General features: G+C 63.7%; 13 protein-coding genes. 6 read left to right on the top strand and 7 right to left on the bottom strand.

Going from position 1 to position 19,340, the window contains the following annotated elements; all coding sequences use genetic code 11:
- Both BFP90_RS19065 and BFP90_RS19060 read right to left on the bottom strand, forming a co-directional pair.
- The coding region (locus tag BFP90_RS19065; RefSeq protein WP_065897705.1) for a non-ribosomal peptide synthetase at window positions 1-8,597 on the bottom strand (8,597 nt) is incomplete at its 3' end.
- A 51-nt stretch (window positions 8,598-8,648) separates the two neighbouring features.
- Window positions 8,649-9,401, bottom strand: coding sequence for a thioesterase II family protein (locus tag BFP90_RS19060; protein WP_065892415.1), 753 nt, complete (start codon window positions 9,399-9,401; stop codon window positions 8,649-8,651).
- A gap of 300 nt (window positions 9,402-9,701) precedes the next feature.
- On the opposite strand from BFP90_RS19060, the gene BFP90_RS19055 reads away from it, so the two are divergent.
- On the top strand, window positions 9,702-10,253 hold the full coding sequence (locus tag BFP90_RS19055) for an RNA polymerase factor sigma-70 (RefSeq protein WP_005789991.1): 552 nt from the start codon (window positions 9,702-9,704) through the stop codon (window positions 10,251-10,253).
- 588 nt (window positions 10,254-10,841) lie between these two features.
- Here BFP90_RS19055 and BFP90_RS19050 read toward each other — a convergent pair.
- Together BFP90_RS19050 and BFP90_RS19045 are read right to left on the bottom strand one after the other, a co-directional pair.
- Window positions 10,842-11,630 carry a substrate-binding periplasmic protein gene (locus BFP90_RS19050; protein WP_065891649.1) on the bottom strand — a complete coding sequence of 263 codons (789 nt, stop codon included), beginning with the start codon at window positions 11,628-11,630 and terminating at the stop codon, window positions 10,842-10,844.
- Between the two features lie 91 nt (window positions 11,631-11,721).
- Window positions 11,722-12,345, bottom strand: a complete 624-nt coding sequence (locus BFP90_RS19045) for a TetR/AcrR family transcriptional regulator (protein WP_065891650.1) — start codon at window positions 12,343-12,345, stop codon at window positions 11,722-11,724.
- A gap of 225 nt (window positions 12,346-12,570) precedes the next feature.
- On the opposite strand from BFP90_RS19045, the gene BFP90_RS19040 reads away from it, so the two are divergent.
- Window positions 12,571-13,113 (top strand): exonuclease domain-containing protein, encoded by a 543-nt coding sequence (locus BFP90_RS19040; protein ID WP_065888362.1) that lies wholly within the window; start codon window positions 12,571-12,573, stop codon window positions 13,111-13,113.
- 197 nt (window positions 13,114-13,310) lie between these two features.
- A complete protein-coding gene (locus BFP90_RS19035; RefSeq protein ID WP_065897703.1) occupies window positions 13,311-13,592 on the top strand; it encodes a pyrimidine/purine nucleoside phosphorylase in 282 nt (93 codons plus the stop codon).
- 49 nt (window positions 13,593-13,641) lie between these two features.
- On the opposite strand, the gene BFP90_RS19030 is transcribed toward BFP90_RS19035, so the two are convergent.
- Both BFP90_RS19030 and BFP90_RS19025 read right to left on the bottom strand, forming a co-directional pair.
- Complete coding sequence (locus BFP90_RS19030) at window positions 13,642-14,445, bottom strand: MOSC domain-containing protein (RefSeq protein WP_065891652.1); 804 nt, start codon at window positions 14,443-14,445, stop codon at window positions 13,642-13,644.
- A gap of 40 nt (window positions 14,446-14,485) precedes the next feature.
- Window positions 14,486-15,421 carry a chemotaxis protein CheV gene (locus tag BFP90_RS19025; protein ID WP_065891653.1) on the bottom strand — a complete coding sequence of 312 codons (936 nt, stop codon included), beginning with the start codon at window positions 15,419-15,421 and terminating at the stop codon, window positions 14,486-14,488.
- A 542-nt stretch (window positions 15,422-15,963) separates the two neighbouring features.
- Here BFP90_RS19025 and BFP90_RS19020 point away from each other — a divergent pair.
- From BFP90_RS19020 to BFP90_RS19010, 3 genes are all read left to right on the top strand, one after another.
- Window positions 15,964-16,413 carry a hypothetical protein gene (locus BFP90_RS19020; protein ID WP_176718055.1) on the top strand — a complete coding sequence of 150 codons (450 nt, stop codon included), beginning with the start codon at window positions 15,964-15,966 and terminating at the stop codon, window positions 16,411-16,413.
- A 326-nt stretch (window positions 16,414-16,739) separates the two neighbouring features.
- Window positions 16,740-17,633 carry a sensor histidine kinase gene (locus tag BFP90_RS19015; protein WP_065891654.1) on the top strand — a complete coding sequence of 298 codons (894 nt, stop codon included), beginning with the start codon at window positions 16,740-16,742 and terminating at the stop codon, window positions 17,631-17,633.
- Window positions 17,630-18,289 carry a response regulator transcription factor gene (locus BFP90_RS19010; RefSeq protein WP_065897702.1) on the top strand — a complete coding sequence of 220 codons (660 nt, stop codon included), beginning with the start codon at window positions 17,630-17,632 and terminating at the stop codon, window positions 18,287-18,289. The genes BFP90_RS19015 and BFP90_RS19010 overlap by 4 nt, the downstream gene beginning before the upstream one ends.
- Here the strand turns inward: BFP90_RS19010 and yegS are convergent.
- Window positions 18,248-19,168, bottom strand: coding sequence for a lipid kinase YegS (gene yegS / locus BFP90_RS19005; RefSeq protein ID WP_065897701.1), 921 nt, complete (start codon window positions 19,166-19,168; stop codon window positions 18,248-18,250). The two genes, BFP90_RS19010 and yegS, sit on opposite strands and share 42 nt — an antisense overlap.
- Between the last annotated feature and the right edge of the window lie 172 nt (window positions 19,169-19,340).

The following is a 19,340-nucleotide window of genomic DNA, read 5'->3' as shown; positions in this document are numbered from 1 at the left end:
AGGTCGAGGCTGCGCTGGGTGTCGGTGAACAGCGCGGTGCAGTGGTCCATGTCGCGCACCTGCGCCTGCATCAATATGCCGCCCTGGGGCACGCCCAGGTGTTCGGCGTGCCACTGGGCATCGCGCTGGGTGAAGCTCAGGCGCAGCGCGTCGTGATGCTCCAGCACCGCCAGCAGGGCCTGCTCCAGGCGATGTGGCTCGAGCAGTTGCAGCGGCTTGAGCACCAGGGCCTGGTTCCAGTGCTGGCGCGCCGGGATGTCGGAGTCGAAGAACCAATGCTGGATCGGCGTAAGGCCCGAGCGGCCGGTGAGCACACCTTGCTCGGCGCTGAACGTCTCGACGCGCGTGGCGACGGCGGCCAGGCTTTGCACGGTCTGGTGCTGGAACAGGTCACGCGGGCTGAAATGAATGCCCGCCTGCCGCGCACGGCTGACCACCTGGATCGACAGGATCGAATCGCCGCCCAGCTCGAAGAAGTTATCGTCGAGGCCGACTTGCTGCAGGTTCAGCACCGCGCACCAGATGGCCGCCAACGTGCTTTCCAACGCATTGCGTGGCGCCACGTACGCCTGGCGGTTCGCTTCAGGATCGGGCTGCGGCAAGGCGCGCCGGTCGAGCTTGCCGTTGGCGGTCAGCGGCATGCTGTCGAGCACGATTATGTGGGCGGGCACCATGTAGTCCGGCAAGTGCGCCTTGAGGTGGGCCTTCACCGCGTCGCGCAAGGCGCCGTGCTCGGCGTCGCTGACCAGGTACGCCACCAGCTGTTTGCCGCTCGGCGAATCCAGCGCCAGCACCACCGCTTCACGCACCGCCGCATGCTCCAACAGGCGCGTTTCGATCTCGCCCAATTCGATGCGGAAACCGCGAATCTTCACCTGATGGTCGATACGCCCCAGGTACTCCACCTGCCCATCGGGGCCTTGGCGCACCAGGTCACCGGTACGGTACAGACGGCCGCCATTGCCGCTGAACGGGTCGGCGACAAAGCGCTCCGCCGTCATGCCGGGGCGCTGGTGATAGCCCTGAGCCAGGCCCGCGCCGCCGATGTACAACTCGCCGCTCGCGCCCTGCGGCACCAGGGCCAGGTCGGCGTCGAGAATGTAAGCCACGCGCGCGCCGACAATGCTGCCGATCGGCACGCTGGCGGCGCCCTCCTCCACCTGTTGCGGCGCCAGGCTGGCCAGCGGCATCACCACGGTTTCGGTCGGACCATAGGCGTTGAAAAACACCTCAGGCTGGAACGCCGCACGAATACGCTGCAGATGCTCACCGGTCAGTGCTTCACCGCCGGTGATGCACATGCGCACCGGCAAGGTCTGCTGTTGCGTGGCCAGCCATTGCGCCAACTGGCTGCCGTAGCTGGGCGTGAACCCGAGGATATTCACGCGATGGCTGCGGATCAGCGCGCAGATCTCTTCGGCGTCCCACTGGCCCTGGGCACGCAATACCACGTGGGCACCGCTGAGCAACGGCACCAGCAGGCGCTCGGTGGCGGCGTCGAAGTTGATCGAATAAAAGTGCAGTTCGCAGTCGTCCGGGCGCATGCCGAAGCGCTCGATCACGGCCTGGCAATGCATGGCGATTTCCCCCTGGGACACCACCACGCCTTTAGGCTTGCCGGTGGAGCCGGAGGTGTAGATCAGGTACGCCTGGTGCTGCGCCAGGCTGATAAACGGCAGCTCATCGGCCGGATAATTTTCCAGCCTGGCCGCGTCATCTTCCAGGCACCAGCACGCCAGCGCGTGCGGCAACTCGCCCAGGGCCTGGAACATCGCCGCATCGCTGAGCAGCAGGCCGATGCCGCTGTCTTCGATCATGTAGTGCAGGCGGTCCAGCGGGTATTCCGGGTCCAGCGGCACGTAGGCGCCGCCGGCCTTGAGGATCGCCAGCAGGCCGACGACCATTTCCAGCGAGCGTGGCAGCGCCAGGCCGACCCGCACCTGGGGGCCGACGCCACATTCGCGCAGCATCCAGGCCAGGCGATTGGCGCGGGCATCGAGTTCGGCGTAAGTGAGGGTCACACCGGCAAAGGTCAGCGCCGGCGCAGCGGCACGCTTGCGCGCCTGCTGGCTGAACAGGGTCTGGATGCACTGGTCCAGACGATGCTCTCCGGCTGCAACCCCGAGGCTGTCCTGCAGGGCGCGCTGCTCGGCGGTGCTGAGCAACGGCAGTTCACTGAGGCGTTGGTGCGGATTATCGATCAGTGCTTCCAAGAGGTTGCGCCAATGCGCGGCCATGCGGGCGATGCGCGGCTCGTCGAACAGATCGGTGCTGTAGGTCAGGCAGCAACCCAGGCGATGGTCGAGGTCGGTGACTTCCAGGTTGAGGTCGAACTTGGTGGCGCGAGCATCGTTGGCCAGGTACTCGACGGTCATGCCGGCCAGTTGGCGGCTCTGCTGAAACTCCCAGCGCTGCACGTTGCACATCACCTGGAACAGCGGGTTGTACGCCGCGCTGCGCGGTGGTTGCAGCGCCTCCACCAGATGGTCGAACGGCAGGTCCTGATGGGACTGGCCTTCGATCACGGTGTGACGCACCTGCTCGAACAACTGCGCCACACTCATCTCCCCATTGAGCTGGCAACGCAACACCTGGGTGTTGAGGAACGCACCGATCAGCCCTTCGCTTTCCGGGCGGATACGGTTGGCCACCGGCGCGCCGATGCGCAGGTCGGTCTGGCCGCTGTAGCGGTAGAGCAACACGGCCAGGGTAGCGGTCATGGTCATGAACAGGGTCAGGCCCTGTTCGGCGTTGAAGGCGCGTACGCGGGCGGCCAGTGCATCGCTCAGGTCGAAGCGGTACAGCTCGCCGCGATGACTTTGCACCGCCGGGCGCGGGCGGTCGCCGGGCAGTTCGAGCAGCGGATGTTCGCGGCCCAGTTGCGCGGTCCAGTAATCCAGCTGGCGTTGACGCTCGCCCGATTCCAGCCATTGGCGTTGCCACACGCTGTAGTCCAGGTACTGCACCGGCAGCGGCGCCAGCGGTGAGTCGCGCTCGTCGATAAAGGCTTCGTACAGCGCACTGAGTTCACGGGCAAAGATGTCCATGGCCCAGCCTTCGGTGACGATATGGTGCAGGGTCAGAACCAGGTAATGGTCCTGCTCGCCGGCCTTGACCAGGCAGGCGCGCAGCAATGGCCCGCGTTCCAGGTTGAACGGGGTGTGCGCCTCCTGATCGGCCAGCTGCTGCAGACGCTGCCGGCGCTCGCTGTCCTCGAGTGCCGAGAAGTCCTGCCAGTCCATGCGCAGGTTGGTCTGCGGCGAGACGTGTTGACAGGCCACGCCATCGACGCTCGGGAAGGTGGTGCGCAGGGTTTCGTGACGCATGATCAGGGCCTGCAACGCTGCCTCGAAACGCCCCACATCCAGCACCCCGCGCAAGCGCGCCATGCCACCGACGTTGTAGGCCGGGCTGTCCGGTTCCATCTGCCAGAGGAACCACATGCGCTGCTGGGAATAGGACAGCGGCACCGGCGCGCTGCGGTCGACCCTGGCGATGGCGGTCTGTTGGTTGCGTTGGCCCGACGCCTGGATCAGGCCCACTTGTGCGGCGAAAGCGCCCAGCTCGCTGGCATCGAACAAGGTGCGCAATGGCAGCTCGACGTCGCAGGCCTGGCGGGTGCGGGAGATGATCTGCGTGGCCAGCAACGAGTGGCCGCCCAGGGCGAAAAAATCGTCGCGCAGGCCGATACGCGGCAGGCCGAGCACTTCGCGCCAGATCGCCGCAATCTGCTGCTGCAACGGCGTCTCGGGTTCGACGTGTTCGCGGGTTTGCCACACCGGTTGCGGCAATGCGCGGCGGTCGAGCTTGCCGCTTGGGCTCAAGGGCATGGCGTCCAGGTACATCAGGTGGGCGGGCACCATGTACTCGGGCAACCGGGCGGCCAGCGCGGTTTTCACCGCCTGTGCATCCAGTTCCACAGGGCCGCTGTAGTAACCGATCAACTGCTCGTCACGCACCAGCACCACCGCTTGGGCGATGCCCTGAACCGCCAGCATGCGCGCTTCGATTTCCTGCGGTTCCACCCGCAAGCCGCGCAGCTTGACCTGCTGATCGAGACGCCCCAGGTATTCAAGCACACCCTCAAGGCTCCAGCGCGCACGGTCGCCGGTGCGATACAGGCGCGCCCCGGCCTCGCCCAGCGGGTCGGCGACAAAGCGTTCGGCGGTCAGCCCGGCACGGCCGAGGTAACCGCGCGCCAGGCCGATGCCGCCGATGCACAATTCACCCGGCACACCGGCCGGCAGCGGGTTGAGGTGCTCGTCGAGCACCCGGCAGATCACATTGCCCAGTGGCCGGCCAATCGGCGAGCGCTCGCCATCGTCCACGGCGCAGTGCCAATGGGTGACGTTGATCGCGGTCTCGGTCGGGCCATACCGGTTGTGCAATTGCACCGCCGGCAGGCGTGCCAGTACGCGGTCACGCAGTTCGGCGGGCAAGGCTTCGCCGCCGGAGAACAGACGGCGCAGGCTGGTGCATTCGGCTGCCAGCGGTTCGTCGATAAACAGCTGCAGCAACGGCGGCACGAAGTGCAGCGTGGTCACGCCATGTTCCTGCACCAGTTGCGCGATGCGATGCGGGTCACGATGCTCACCCGGCCCCGCCAGCACCAGACGGCAACCGGTGATCAGCGGCCAGAAGCACTCCCACACCGACACGTCGAAACTGATCGGCGCCTTTTGCATCAGCACGTCGCTGGCGTCCAACCGGTAGGTGGCCTGCATCCACTGCAAGCGCTCGGCCAGCGCCGCGTGGGTATTGCCCACGCCCTTGGGCTGGCCGGTGGAGCCGGAGGTGTAGATCACATAGGCGAGGTTGTCGCCGTGCAGGTGCAGGCCCGGCGGCTGGCTTGGCCAGCTGTCCAGGTGCAGGCTGTCCATGGCAATCACGCACACGCCTGGGGTCGTCGGCAGACGTTCGAGCAGCGAAGTCTGGGTCAACAGCAGGTGCACGCCGCTGTCCTCAAGCATGAAGGCCAGGCGCTCGACGGGGTAATCCGGGTCCAGCGGCACATAGGCGCCACCGGCCTTGATGATCGCCAGCAGACCGATCAGCAACTGCGGCGAACGCTCGGCGGCGATGCCCACGCACACGTCCGGGCCCACACCCTTGTCGCGCAGGTAATGGGCCAGGCGGTTGGCCTGGGTGTGCAGTTGGGCGAAGCTCAAGCTGGCGTCCTGCCAGACCAGCGCCGGGGTGTCCGCGGTGTGCAGGTTGAGCAGTTCGGGCAGCCATTGCCGGGCCGGCGCGCACGGCGCCTGGCTCCATGGGCGTTGCTCGTCCTCTGCGCTCAGCTCCAGCTCGCCCACGGCGTGCTGCGGTTGCGCGCAGACCGCTTGCAGCAGGTGGATGTAATGTTCGGCCAGGCGCTGAAGGGTGGCGCTGTCGAACAGTTCATCGGCGTAGTCGAACGACAGGCTCAAGCGCCCGTTGCGGTCCTCTTCGCTGTGCAGTTGCAGGTCGAACTTGGCTTCGCGGCTGTGCCACGGCAGCTCATCGGCGAGCAGGCCCGGCAGGCGGCGCAAGGCACTCAAGTCACGTTGCTGGTGGTTGAACATCACCTGGAACAGGCCCTGCTCACGCGCCTGGGGGAAGGCCTCCAACAGTTGCTCGAACGGCAGGTCCTGATGGGCCTGGGCGTCCAATGCAGCCTGGCGTGTCGCGGCCAGCAGTTGGTTGAACGGCATGCGCCCGTCGAGCTCGGCACGCAGCACCAGGGTGTTGATGAAGAAACCGACCAGGCCATGGGTTTCCTGGCGCGGGCGATTGGCATTGGGCACGCCGATGCGGATATCGCGCTGGCCGCTGTAGCGATACAACAGGGTCTGGAACGCGGCCAGCAGCAGCATGAACGGGGTGGATTCATGGGCGCGCGCGGTCTGGCCAATCGCGGCGCTGAGGGACGCGTCCAGGCGTACGGTATACCGCGCGGCGCTGTTGCGCACCTGCGTCGAGCGTGGGTGGTCGGTGGCCAGGTTGAGGGGCGGATGCTCCTCCCCCAGCGTCGCCTTCCAGTACGCCAACTGCCGCTCGCCTTCACCGGCGGCCAGCCACTGGCGCTGCCAGCTGGCGTAGTCGGCGTATTGCAGGGTCAGGGGCGGCAACTCAAGGGGCTGGCCCTGGACGGCAGCGGCGTACAGGCGCGAAAACTCGTCAATCAGGATATTCAGCGACCAGCCATCGGCGATGATGTGGTGCAACGTCACCAGCAGTTGATGGTCCTCATCGTCCAGACGCACCAGGGTGACCCGCAGCAGCGGGCCTTTCTCCAGGTCGAACCGGGTACGCGCTTGATCTTCGCGGACCTGCTGCGCACGCGCCTGGCGCTCGGCATCGGGCAAGTCGCCGAGGTCGATGACGTGCAACGTGAAATCCGTCGCGGCCTCGACTCGCTGAAAGCCCTGGCCATCGCGCTCGTAAAAGCGTGTACGCAAGGCTTCGTGGCGCTGGATCAACTGCTGGAAGCTTGAGCGCACGGCGTCTTCGTCCAGCTCGCCGCGCAGGCGCAGGGCGCCGGGGATGGTGTAGGCGCTGCTGTTCGGGTCCAATTGCCAGGTGATCCACAGGCGGTTCTGGGCCAGGGATTGCGGCAGGTCGTCCTGGCGCGACACAGAGGCCATCGCGCCCTGGGCAACGCCGCCGTCCTGTTGCAGGCGCGCGACGCTGGCGGCGAAGCCTTGCAGGGTAGGCGCTTCGAACAGCAGGCGCAGGTTCAGCTCCAGGCCCAGGGTTTCGCGCAGGCGCGCGACCACTTGGGTCGCGCTGATGGAGTTGCCGCCGAGCAGGAAAAAGTGATCATCGGCGGCGACCGTCGGCACCTGCAGTTGCTCGCACCAGATCGCGGCGATCCGGTTTTGCAGAACCGATTCCAGCGCGGCGTCACTGGCTGGCGCTTGCAGGTCGGGGAACTGCGCATAGCAGTCGAGACTGCCATCGGCATGGCGCAGCGCACACGCCGCCCGTTGCACCTTGCCGCTGGAGGTTTTCGGCAACGCGCCCGGATTGAGCAACACCACCACGCACGGCGCCTCCTGGCAGGCCTCGGCCACTGCCTGGCGAATCGCCTTGATCAGTGCTTCGGGCGGCAGGATTTTCTGCACGCTGCGGCTGATTTCCGCAGCAATGCCGATGCCTTCCACGCCGTGGTCATTTACCGCAAAGGCGGCCACTCGGCCCTTGCGTACTACCTCCACCTCACGCTCGATGGTTTGCTCGATGTCCTGCGGGTACAGATTGTGTCCGCGTACGATCAGCAGGTCTTTCAAGCGCCCGGTGATGTACACCTCACCGTCACGGATAAACCCCAGGTCGCCGGTGCGCAGCCAGGTCCGGCCGACGTGCTGGACGAAAGTCCGCGCGCTGGCTTCGGGGTTGCGCCAGTAACCGTGGGCAATGCTCGGGCCGCTGGCCCAGAGTTCGCCCACGCAATTGTCGGCCAACGCGCAGAGCGTGTGGGGATCGGCAATCAGCACGGCGTGGTCCGGCTGATGGGTGCCGCAACTCATGACCGCACTACCCTGCCCCGGCTCGGCGCGGTTGGCGGCCAGCGCCTGCGCATCCAGGTGCAGCGCAGGGATGCCGTGGCCACGGCGGCCACCGGCGACAAACAAGGTCGCTTCGGCCAGGCCATAGGAGGCGAAGAAATTATTCGAGCTGAAACCGCAGGCGGCGAATTTTTCGCCGAACCGTTCCAGGGTGTCCAGGCGGATCGGCTCGGAACCGGAATAGGCCACGCGCCAGGTGCTCAGGTCCAGGCGTTCCAGGGCCGACTCGCTGACCCGCTCGCTGCACAGACGGTAGGCGAAGTCCGGGCCACCGCTGATGGTGCCGCCGTATTCGCTGATCGCCTCGAGCCAGCGCAGCGGCCGCGCCAGGAAGTAGGCCGGCGACATCAGCACGCACGGCACACCGCTGAAAATCGGTTGCAACAGGCCGCCGATCAGGCCCATGTCGTGGTACAGCGGCAGCCAGCTGACGATCACATCGTCCGGGTTGAGGTCGATGCCAAAGCCGCGGCGGATCAGCACTTCATTGGCCACCAGGTTGCCGTGACTGACTTGCACGCCCTTGGGCAGCGCGGTGGATCCGGAGGTGTATTGCAGGAAGGCGATGTCGTCGGGCTGCAGCTCGGGGGCGAGCCAACGGTCGGCAAGTTGTGGGTCGAGGGTGTCCACGCTCAACAGCGGCGGTGCGTTTTCGATCTGCGCCAGGCCATCAGCGAGGCTGGCGATGGTCAGCAGCCGGCGCGGCTCGGCATCGCTGATGATCGACAGCAAGCGTTCCTGATGATGGCGCTTGCTCGATTCCGGCGGGTAAGCCGGCACCGCAATCACCCCGGCGTACAGGCAACCAAAGAACGCCGCGACATAGTCCGGGCCGCTGGGAAACAACAGCACCGCGCGCTCGCCCATCGCGACATCGGCTTGCAAGGCGGCGGCGATGGTGCGCGCGCGTTGGTCCAGGTCACGGTAGCTGAGCACCACGCTGTGCTCGGCGGACTCGGCCAGAAAGCGCAGGGCCAGGCGGTCCGGGGTCTGCGCGGCACGGCGCTGGAGGGACTGGACCAGAGTGCGGGGAAGTTCGAAGGCGTCCATCATGGGGTTCCTGCCTGAAATCGGCTTACGGGAAATTCGGGAAATCGGTGAGGTTCAGCCGGCGACGCGCTGGCGCGCCGCGCCACTGCGCCAACGGGCCAGGTGGGCCTCGGCATAGCGCCGCATACAGCGCAGCACGACGCTTTCGTGCTGCACGAGAAAGAAGTGATGCCCCTCGAACATGTCGAGGGAAAAGCCGCTGGCGGCTTCGAGCTGCCAGTCGAGCAATTGGTCGGCGCGCACGCTGTCCTGCTTGCCGCCAAAGACATGGATCGGCACGTCCAGCGGCTCGCGTTCGCCATAGGTAAAGCTGCCGCACAGCAGGAAATCGGCGCGCAGGATCGGCAGCATCAACTGCATCAATTCGGGATTGGCCAAGGCGTCTTCCGCAGTGCCCTGCAGCTCGCGCAAGCGGGCGATCAACTGCGCGTCGTTTTTTTCGATGGCGTAGTCGCTGACATCGCGCCGCGCCGGGCCGGCGGTGCCGGAGACAAACAACGCCAGCGGCGCCGGCACATTGCGCGCGTTCAAGGCATGCGCCAGCTCGAACGCCAGCAGGCCGCCGAGGCTGTGGCCGAACAACGCATAAGGGCCATTCAGGTCGCGGCTGATTTCATTGGCGAGCTGGGCAGCCAGGGCCTTGATATCGCGCTGCAGCGGTTCGCCCATGCGCACGCCCCGTCCCGGCAGCTCCAGTGGGCATACCTGCAACCAGTCCGGCAACACGCGGCGCCAACGGGCGTAGACCGAGGCACTGGCGCCCGAATGGGGCAGGCAAAACAGGCGCAGCGGCGTTGGGGTACTCATCACCCGAGAACTCCACGCTGAAACACGCTGTGTGCACGATAAAAACCCATTTCGCCCTCCTGCGGGTGCTGATCCCTGGCCGTTTGCTAACGAACCTTTCACCCAGAAGAACGGACGGCCCCGGCAAATAATTAGTCGCCGGGGACAAGCGAGACGCGGTTCACACCTTACCCAAAGGCATAAGATTAGTTCGCCTTCTCATTTGACAATCATTATCATTCAGCATAATTTGTTGCCCGATGTGTAGGAGGCCTCAGCAGGGACGCCCTCCCCCAACCTTTTTGCAACAAGGTGATTTCCATGACGGAACAAGTATCCACAGGCAGGTGCGACTCACCCCTTCTCCAGGCATTCGTCGACAATCGACTGATCCTGGTGAAGATCGCAGCGCGTATTACCGGCTGCCGTTCCCGTGCCGAGGATGTGGTGCAGGACGCCTACTTTCGGCTGCAATCGGCGCCGACCATCACCTCTTCATTCAAGGCACAACTGAGTTATCTGTTCCAGATCGTGCGCAACCTGGCGATCGATCACTACCGCAAGCAGGCCCTGGAGCTCAAATACTCCGGTACCGAAGAGGAAGGCTTGAATGTGGTTATCCACGGCGCTTCACCGGAAACCTCCCACATCAATTTCAACACCCTGGAAAACATCGCCGACGCCCTGACCGAACTGCCACAGCGCACCCGCTACGCCTTCGAGATGTACCGCCTGCACGGCGTGCCGCAGAAAGACATCGCCAAGGAACTCGGGGTCTCGCCAACACTGGTGAACTTCATGATCCGCGATGCGCTGGTGCACTGCCGCAAAGTGTCGGGCAGCCACAGCGATACGTTTGCGCGCAGGGTTTGAACAACACAGAAACGCTGTGGGAGGGGCTTGCCCGCGATGCGGTATGTCAGCCAGCTCTGTTGTAGCTGACCCACCGCTATCGGGGGCAAGCCCCCTCCCACATTTGGACCGGGATCGACACAAAATACCGGTCGGCTCCAAGGCCGCCGCGCTTTTGCTTTTGATCTGCTTTTGATCTCAGGCGCCCCGTTAAACCACGCTGGCCGAACGCAGGCTTGAATCCGTGGGCAACCCGGCAGGACGCCGGGTTAGCCGCACTGGGCCAGGGATGGCCCATTGCGGCGGCCCACGGATTCAAGCCGGAGAGAGGGCACACCGAGCCTAAGCGAGGTGCCGAGTGGTGGGGCAAGAGCGTTTTGCTTACTTTTGCGCTTTTCAAAAGTGAGACGCCGTCAGGGCGGAACCCTAAGTGGCCGTTACCTAAATAATGGATATGTACTCGATCTGATCCAACCTCCCGGCCAGCCCAGAGGCCGCCATCGGGGGCAAGCCCCCTCCCACATTTGGACCGGGGCCGTCACAGGATACCGGTCGGCTCCAAGGCCGCCATCAGGAGCCCCCCCCTCCCACACTTGATCAACTGCGGCCTCAGCGCAGTGGCGTTATGTCAATCCGATACGGCGCGAAAATCCTGAGCATCTGGCCGTTATCCCGCAAGCGCTTGAGCAGCTCGGCAAATACCGGCCCGGTGATCGGCGCCTTGGGCCGCAGCAGTGCGTAATGGTGATAGACCTGATCAATGCGCTCCGACACCAGGAACTTGTCCGCCATGTTCGCGTTGCGCACCATGAAATCACTCAGGTACGAACGAGTGACCAACGCAATATCGGCACGCCCCCGCGCGACCATCAGCAAGTTGCTGTCATGGGAGTAGGTCAAGGTAGCGTTGAAGTGCTCGGCCAGGTACTTGGGGTCGGGGTTGAACTGGGCGAAGGCGTAGTGATAACCGCTGAACACCGCCAGGCGTTTGCCGGCCAGGTCGGCGAAAAAGCGCTGGTCGCGACCGGGCTCACGCTCGGCCACGAAGATTTCAGCGTCTTCCAGCCCCATGTCGACGCTGGTATGGGCCACATTCGTCCACCCCCAGGAGGGGTTTTCAAAGATCGCCATGTCCACCCGGCCCTGCTCGAAATCGCGAAAACGCCGGGGGATCGAGGTGGGCACCAGCACGAACTGATAGTCGCTTTGCACGGCGTTCAACGCTTCGACCAATTGCGGCAGCAACCCGGTATCGGCGCCTTGCTCAGGGCGTACGGTATACGGCGGAAAATGCGCCGCGCCGACCCTCACCAACTGCGCGGCGCCGGCTTGCGTCCACCCTGCGGTACCCAGCGCCCAAAATGTAAGTCCTGCAGCCAGCCGCCATGGCGAAAACATCTAGGCACACACCGTTGAATTCTATGATGGCGATAAGCTAGGCGTTTTTCCCGGGAGAGACAACGCTTGCCAGTAAATTGATAGCTGCGCCTCAATCCGCCTTGAGCACCATCAGCAGGGCTTCTTCAGCCAGTTCTTCAAGCGTCAGGCTGCCCTGGGTGCGGAACCAGGTGGTGGTCCAGGACAACGCGCCGGTCAGGAAGCGCCGGGTGATCAACACGTCGCCCTTGATGTAGCCGGCAGCCTTGACTTCGTCCAGCACCTGCAGCCAGATGTGCTCATACACGTCGCGCAGGGCAAGTACCCGGGCCTGGCCTTCGGCAGACAGTGAACGCCATTCGTACACCAGCACCGCCATCGCCTCACCGCTGCCGCCCATGATCGACTGCAATTCGCAGCGGATCAGCGCCCGCACGCGCTCGCGCACAGTGCCCGCCTGCTCCAGCGCGGCGCGCATCATCGCGGTGTTGTAGAGGATGGTTTCTTCCATCACCGCGCGCAGGATCTCGTCCTTGCTCTTGAAGTGATGAAAGATGCTGCCCGACTGGATGCCCACCGCGCCGGCCAGGTCGCGCACGGTGGTGCGCTCGAAGCCCTTGTTGCGAAACAGGTGCGCTGCGGTTTGCAGCAACTTGCCCCGGGCGCTCTCCGGGTCGGTCAATTGGCCAGCGTCGACCATGGTGCGCATCACCCGCAGGGCTTGATGGTCATCCATGCTGCTTTCCCTTATGTCTACTATCGTCTTGGCGGGCAATTTAGGCCGTGGCCGTCAACCAAGCAAGCGCTTGGGCAAAACTTGTGTACAGGGTTTACAAACCAGGCGCCTGCCTGGTGGCATCGCAACCCGCCATTGGAAGATTGAATAAGCCCCCTGGGCGGAACTACACGGCCCGGCTACGCTCTATCCCCATCAGGACAGGAACAGTACGGGAACCTGCGCATGCCTCATTGGCTGATTATTGACCTTGAAGCCACAACAGATGACGGCGGCTGGCCCGTGACGGAGATGGAAGTCATCGAAATCGGCGCGAGCCTGGTCAACCGCCAGGGTCGCGAGCTGGATCACTTCCAGCGCTTCGTGCGACCGCTGCGGCGGCCACTGCTGACGCCCTTTTGCCGCCAATTGACCCATATCACCCAGGCCAACATCGACGCGGCAACGCCCATCACCGAGGTGTGGCCGCTGTTCGAACGCTGGCTGGGCCAGCATCGGCCCCGCCTGGAGGGCTGGGCCAGTTGGGGCGATTACGACCGCGTGCAGCTTGAACTGGAATGGCAACGCCATGGCCTGGCCAGCGCGCTCGGCCAGACGCCCCACGTCAACCTCAAGCAACGCTTCGCCAAGGCCCGCCGCCTGGACAAGCCCCTGGGGCTCAATGGCGCGCTGCAATTGGCGGGGATGCAGTTCGTTGGCCAGCAGCATCGCGCCCTGGAAGATGCGCGCAACACGGCGCGTCTGCTGCCGTTGATTTTGCCGGTCTAGGCAGCTCTGAAAGGCTTGGGCATACTGATCAACCTTTTGCCTTAATGCTGCCCCCTGTAGGAGCGAGCTTGCTCGCGAAGATCGCCAACGATAACGCAGCACATCTGGGTTAACGGGGTGCTCTCAGGTTTTTCGCGAGCAAGCTCGCTCCTACAGTGCCTGGCGTAAGCTTTGACCCTTTTTACGAGGATTCACCCATGTTCAAAGTCAACGAATACTTCGACGGCACCGTCAAGTCGATCGCTTTCGGCACCAAGGAAGGTCCGGCCACCATCGGCGTCATGGCCCCGGGTGAATACGAGTTCGGCACCGCCCAGCGTGAAATCATGCACGTGATCTCCGGCGCCCTGGTCGTCAAACTGCCTGATGCCGAGTGGGAAACCTTCGCTGCCGGCAGCCAGTTCAACGTACCCGCCAACAGCAAGTTCCAGTTGAAGGTCGCCGAAGACACCGCTTACCTGTGCGAATACCGCGGCTAAACGCCCACCGGCGCAAAAAAATGCCCGTCTCCTGCGAGACGGGCATTTTTCATTCCAGCACCGTCACCGGCATGCCGACTTCCAGCCGTCCAACCCCATCGTTGACCAGGTTCTGGCCGAACATCGCGCCCTGCTCGGTGCTGCGATAGGCCTGCAGGGTCGCGAACGGCTCGCGGTCCGGGCTGCGCTCGCCGGTCTGCGGGTCGATGGTGGTGAGGATGCAACGTGAGCAGGGCTTGACCACGCGAAACTCCACCGCGCCGATGCGCAAGCGTTTCCAGCCGTCCTCGGCAAAGGCCTCGGCGCCGTCGATGACCAGGTTGGGGCGAAAGCGCAGCATGTCCATCGGCCGGCCGATATGGGTGCATAAATCGTCCAGGGAAGCCTGGCCGATCAGCAGCAAGGGGTAACCGTCGGCAAAGCCGACCTGATCGCTATCATGGCCAAAACCATGCTGGGTGAAGCGTGCGCGATCCACGGGCATATGCACCAGGCGCGTCGGTTTACCGATGAAGGCGCTGACCCAGGCCGCCGCTGCATCGCCTGCGTCCGGCACGCGCAGGGTGTCGTGCCAGATGGTCACACCGCGCAACGCGTCGGCGCCGGGCAGCGCTACGTCCAACGTCCCATGGCCCGGCGAACTGAGGGTCAGGCCGCCCGCCGTGTTCCACAGGGCAGTCAACTGGCTCATCTTCGCCACGGCGCGTTGCGTGAGGAATCGCCCGCTGGCTTCGTCCACCAGCATCCAGCGTCGATCCCCTTCGAGCCCCAGCTTGTCCAGGCCAATCTGCTGCAAGGCCTCGGCCTTGCCGGACTTCAAGGGGTAACGGTACAACGCGCTGAGACGGAGCATGGGCCTGCTTTCCTGGGGAACAAAGTGTCACACCCTAAAGTCAGGCGGGCACTTCGTCCAGCATCAGTCGCTCACGCACCACATCGACCAGTTTGTCGGGCTGGAACTTGGAGAGGAAATTGTCGCAGCCGACCTTTTTCACCATCGACTCGTTGAAGCTGCCCGAGAGCGAGGTGTGCAGCACCACGTAGAGGCTACGCAGGCGCGGGTCGTTGCGGATTTCGGTGGTGAGGCGATAGCCATCCATCTCGGGCATTTCGGCGTCGGTGAAGATCATCAGCAGCTTGTCAGTCATCACCTGGCCGCTGTCGGCCCAGGCCTTGAGCATGTTCAGCGCCTTGAGGCCATCGCTGGCGATGTGCATCTTCACGCCCAACTGGCCGAGGGTGTCACGCAATTGCGAGAGCGCCACGTTGGAGTCGTCCACCAGCAGCACTTCGCGGCCACGGGCGCGCTCCAGCACCGGGTCTTCGAGTTTTTCCCGGGAGACCTTGGCGTTGTAGGGCACGATTTCAGCCAGGACTTTTTCCACATCGATGATTTCCACCAACTGGTCATCGACCTTGCTGATGGCGGTGAGGTAATGCTGGCGCCCGGCGCTGGCCGGCGGCGGCAGGATGGCTTCCCAGTTCATGTTGACGATGCGGTCGACGCCACCCACCAGGAAGGCCTGCACCGAGCGGTTGTACTCGGTGACGATAATGGTGCTGTTGGGCCCTGGCACCAACGGGCGCATGCCGATGGCCTGGGACAGGTCGATCACCGGCAAGGTCTGGCCGCGCAGGTTGACCACGCCACACACAAAGGGGTGACGCTGGGGCATCAGGGTCAGCTTGGGCAGTTGCAGCACTTCCTGCACTTTGAACACGTTGATCGCGAACAGCTGTCGCCCGAACAAGCGGAACATGAGAATTTCCAGGCGATTCTCACCCACCAATTGCGTGCGTTGATCTACCGTGTCGAGAATGCCGGCCATTGAGAGCTCCTGGTGTGCATGTCAGTTCTGCGAGTGCGCAGTTCATATAGGCAAGTTATCGGCGCCAAACGCCAGACCTTGACCCCGGTAAAATGCCATGTAAATGCATTGATGTCACACTGACATCATGCTTTACTGCATTCCCCCCCCATAGCGCTGTATCGCGGCGGCGCGGGACATTCGAATCGACGTGCGGTTCCACTGCGTAGGGGATTCCCCTATGCGCAATCAGGCCTGACCTGATATTCGCGATATCTAATAGCCATTAATGTGACGCCATTCTCATTGCATGAATGGAGTCACGCTTTTGTTTGCCATCCCAAGCCCTGGGCCCGCCGGCCTTCCAGGCACTCACGTATCGGCAACTGAAGTTGTGGCATCCCGCTCAGCCGGGGTTACGCACGACTTTCGCGAGCATTTCAATAAAGCTCCTACAGGCATTTCGGAAGCTACCTACAAGACCCAATCCTATTTCAGCGCTAGTTTAAGCCATTCACCCGGTGCGACATCTCATCACCCGAGCTTGAGTTGCGGAGACATGCATGATGAATAGCGCGAACGAATGGCAAACGGCACTTCCCGAGTTTCTGCGGGAGGCCGAGATGCTGCTGATCAAGTCCCAGGAGTGCTTGAGCCATCTGCATTTGATCCGTGACGACAGTGACGCCATCGACTGCATGAAAACCAGCCTGGCCAAACTGGCTGAAAAGGCCGACAACCTGGCACTGCAAGCGATCAGCGATTTCTCGCGGCGCCTTCTGGCGCTCATTGCCAACGCCCGCACCCCCCTGCAATTGCACGACCAGGCATTGGATGCGTTGCATGACTGCCTGACGCTGCTGGCCTGGCAACTGGAGCTGATCGACACACGCACCGGTGAACTGCCCCTGGACGAGAGTGAGCAAACCGCCTTGATCGCGCTGGCGACCTTGCAGATTCCGCAAAAGGAGTTCAGTCACGCGCCGCAGCCACGCTTGCATCACGGGACTTGAGCCTTATGCAGGTCGTATTTGATAATCCACCTATCCAAAAACGACCGATGATGGCAAAACAGGCGTAAATATCCATTAGCCATCCATGCAATAACGATACAAACCAACTGTATTAATACAACTTCACTGTTTAACGCTGGGAATACTCTCCAGAGTATTTGCGCGGGCCATAAACCAATCAGGCGACCAACGGTAACAGGGGTGGTACTATGGCGCCACTCGAAGTGACTCAACTTCATCATGTTTAAACACGACTCGGCAGCGTATTCCAAACAGAGCCCGGCCAACCGGTCTCCCCGCAGCGAACCCTCAGTGGCTTCATTCGTATGTACGCCAATCTAAAGCCACTTTTTTCCAGGTCTGTGTCGCGCAGCACTGCACGCCGTATCGTCCTCGCGCTGTGCCTGTGTTCGCTGTCTGCCAGCGCATGGGCGTACGTACACGCATCGCCCTTGTCGCTATTGATCCTGCTGCTCAACCTGGCCACGCTGGCGGTGGTGGGCCTGCACCAATGGCGTTCGCGCAAATCGATCAAGTTCCAGCCCCAGGAATTGGCCGACCGCCTGTTGCAGGTCCAGGAAAACGAACGCCATCGCCTCAGCCGCGAGCTGCACGACGACATCGGCCAACTGCTGACCGCCGCCAAGCTGCAAACCGAATGGCTGCAGCGTCGCCTGCCGCCGGAGCTGCAGGATCAATGCACGGCGCTGTGCAATACCCTCAATGAAACCCTGGCCAAGGTGCGCGACGTGTCCGCCATCCTCAACCCGCGCCAGTTGGCCAGCCTGGGCCTGGAAGCGAGCTTGCGCGCGCACCTGCTCAAGACCCTGGGGAAAACCCAGGTGTGCTGGAGCCTGGAATGCCCGCAACGGCTGGCGGGTATTCCTGAAGAAATGGCCGTGGCGGCGTTTCGTATCACCCAGGAAGCGGTGACCAACATGCTCCGTCACGCTCAGGCGCACAACCTGCGGGTGCGCCTGCAACGCCTGCCCGAAGGCCTGTCGCTGATGATCTGCGATGACGGCCTGGGCTTTTCGCCCGCCACCGACCCAGGCCGCGAAGGCCAGCGCGGCATGGCCGGCATGTACGAGCGGATGGACCAACTGGGAGGCACCTTGTCCGTCAGCAGCGAGCCAGGCAAAGGTACGCGGATCGACGCGTTGTTCCCCTGGGCGCCTCGCGCCCTCGAACGGGCCGGCGCCCCTGAGGTTGCCCGGTGACCTGCAACCTGCTCCTGGTGGATGACCACGCGCTGATCCGCGCCGGCGTTCGCGCGCTGATCCTGGATATTCCCGGCTACAACGTGATCGGCGAAGCCAGCGACGGCGCGCAATTGCTCGAGCAGTTTCGCGCCCTGCAGCCGGATATCGTGCTGCTGGACCTGTCGATGAAACACACCGGCGGCCTCGACGCCCTGCAGCAACTCAAGGCGGCCTACCCCAAGAGCAAGGTGCTGATCCTGTCGATGCACACCGAGCCCGACTTGATCATGCGCGCGCTGGAGTCGGGCGCTCACGGCTACCTGCTCAAAGACATGACCGGCAACGAGCTGGAACACGCCCTGCGGGCCTTGCGCAACAACGAGCGTTACCTGAGCCCGGCCATCGCCCACACGGTGATCAACCAGGCGCTGATCCGCAGCCAGGGCGCGGCCTCGCCCGTGCCCCACAGCCACAACCTGACGGCGCGACAGCTGGAAATCCTGCGCTTGATCGTGCGTGGCAAGTCCACCCGGGAAATCGCCCACGGACTGGGCCTGAGCATCAAGACCGTGGAAGCGCATCGCTCGCAGATCATGAAGCGCCTGCAGATTTTCGACGTGGCGGGCCTGGTGTTATTCGCGGTGCGCGAGCAGATCATCAGCCTGGACGACTAGGGGCGAACCCAGCGGCAGGTGTACGCGCAGGGCCTTGGGCACCGCTTCGAAATGCAGGTCGTCGCCTTCCAGCGGCTCGCCATCGAGGTTGATGTACAAGCCCTGCGCGCCCTTGATATTGACCCACGGCAGGCGGGCGCGCACGAACATGGTGTCCAGGCCCCAGCCATTGCTCATCAGTTCGCGCAGGGTGCCGACCACCTCCTGGGGTGCCGGCAGGATGCTGACGTCCAGCAACCCGTCATCGGCCAGCGCATCGGGGCACAGCACATGCCCGCCGCCGGCCTGGCGACCGTTGCCGATGCCCAGCGCGAGCAGCTCGCCTTTCCACTGGAAATCGGGGCCTTCCAGCTCAGCATAGGCGGCCTTCAATTCACTGAAGCGCGACAACCCGGTGAACAGGTAGGCGGCCCCCCCGAGGACTTTCTTCAGGTCTTCGGATGTGTTGGCGGTGACCTGGCTGCCGAAGCCGCCGGTGGCCATGTTGAGGAAGATCTGCCCGCCGACCTGGCCGAGGTCGATTGCCCTTGGCTCGACATCCAGCAACGCGAGGGCGCCGGCCGGCTCCAGCGGCACGCCGGCGGCCTTGGCGAAGTCGTTGGCGGTGCCCAGGGGCATCAACACCAGGCTGGCGTCGGTGCCGGCTTGCGCCATCGCTTCGGCGACATCGCGCAAGGTGCCGTCGCCACCGCCGGCGATAATATGGGTATAGCCGTTTTCCAATGCCTCGTTGACCAGGCGCAGCGCATCGCCGCCCTCCCACGTCACCCGCACCGCCAGCTCCCAGCCCTGCTCACGACGGGCGAGCACAGCCGCACGCACGTCCTCGTTGAGGGCTTGTTTGCCGTGGAGGATCAACAGGGCTTTGGGTGTGGTCATTTAGGGGTATCTCCTGGGTCAAGGTGCTTGCAGGATGTTGACCCTTGGGGACGGGGAAAAGTCTGTGGCTCAAGAAAATTGATTGATGTATGGCAATCGACATGTGGGAGGGGGCTTGCCCCCGATGGCGGCCTCTGGGCTGTCCGGGATGTTGGATTGGAACGAGTACATA

Origin of the sequence: Pseudomonas sp. 24 E 13 (assembly GCF_900004715.1) — a bacterium.
In the GTDB taxonomy this organism is placed as follows: Bacteria; Pseudomonadota; Gammaproteobacteria; order Pseudomonadales; family Pseudomonadaceae; genus Aquipseudomonas; species Aquipseudomonas orientalis_A.
The sequence above is the reverse complement of the archived record's forward strand: the minus strand, read 5'-3'. Positions and strand labels throughout refer to the sequence as shown.

Coding starts and splice junctions, on each gene's coding strand:
- BFP90_RS19060 (WP_065892415.1), bottom strand. CDS start 9,401: ATGAGTACCCCAACGCCGCTGCGCCTGTTTTGCCTGCCCCATTCGGGC.
- BFP90_RS19055 (WP_005789991.1), top strand. CDS start 9,702: ATGACGGAACAAGTATCCACAGGCAGGTGCGACTCACCCCTTCTCCAG.
- BFP90_RS19050 (WP_065891649.1), bottom strand. CDS start 11,630: ATGTTTTCGCCATGGCGGCTGGCTGCAGGACTTACATTTTGGGCGCTG.
- BFP90_RS19045 (WP_065891650.1), bottom strand. CDS start 12,345: ATGGATGACCATCAAGCCCTGCGGGTGATGCGCACCATGGTCGACGCT.
- BFP90_RS19040 (WP_065888362.1), top strand. CDS start 12,571: ATGCCTCATTGGCTGATTATTGACCTTGAAGCCACAACAGATGACGGC.
- BFP90_RS19035 (WP_065897703.1), top strand. CDS start 13,311: ATGTTCAAAGTCAACGAATACTTCGACGGCACCGTCAAGTCGATCGCT.
- BFP90_RS19030 (WP_065891652.1), bottom strand. CDS start 14,445: ATGCTCCGTCTCAGCGCGTTGTACCGTTACCCCTTGAAGTCCGGCAAG.
- BFP90_RS19025 (WP_065891653.1), bottom strand. CDS start 15,421: ATGGCCGGCATTCTCGACACGGTAGATCAACGCACGCAATTGGTGGGT.
- BFP90_RS19020 (WP_176718055.1), top strand. CDS start 15,964: ATGATGAATAGCGCGAACGAATGGCAAACGGCACTTCCCGAGTTTCTG.
- BFP90_RS19015 (WP_065891654.1), top strand. CDS start 16,740: ATGTACGCCAATCTAAAGCCACTTTTTTCCAGGTCTGTGTCGCGCAGC.
- yegS (WP_065897701.1), bottom strand. CDS start 19,168: ATGACCACACCCAAAGCCCTGTTGATCCTCCACGGCAAACAAGCCCTC.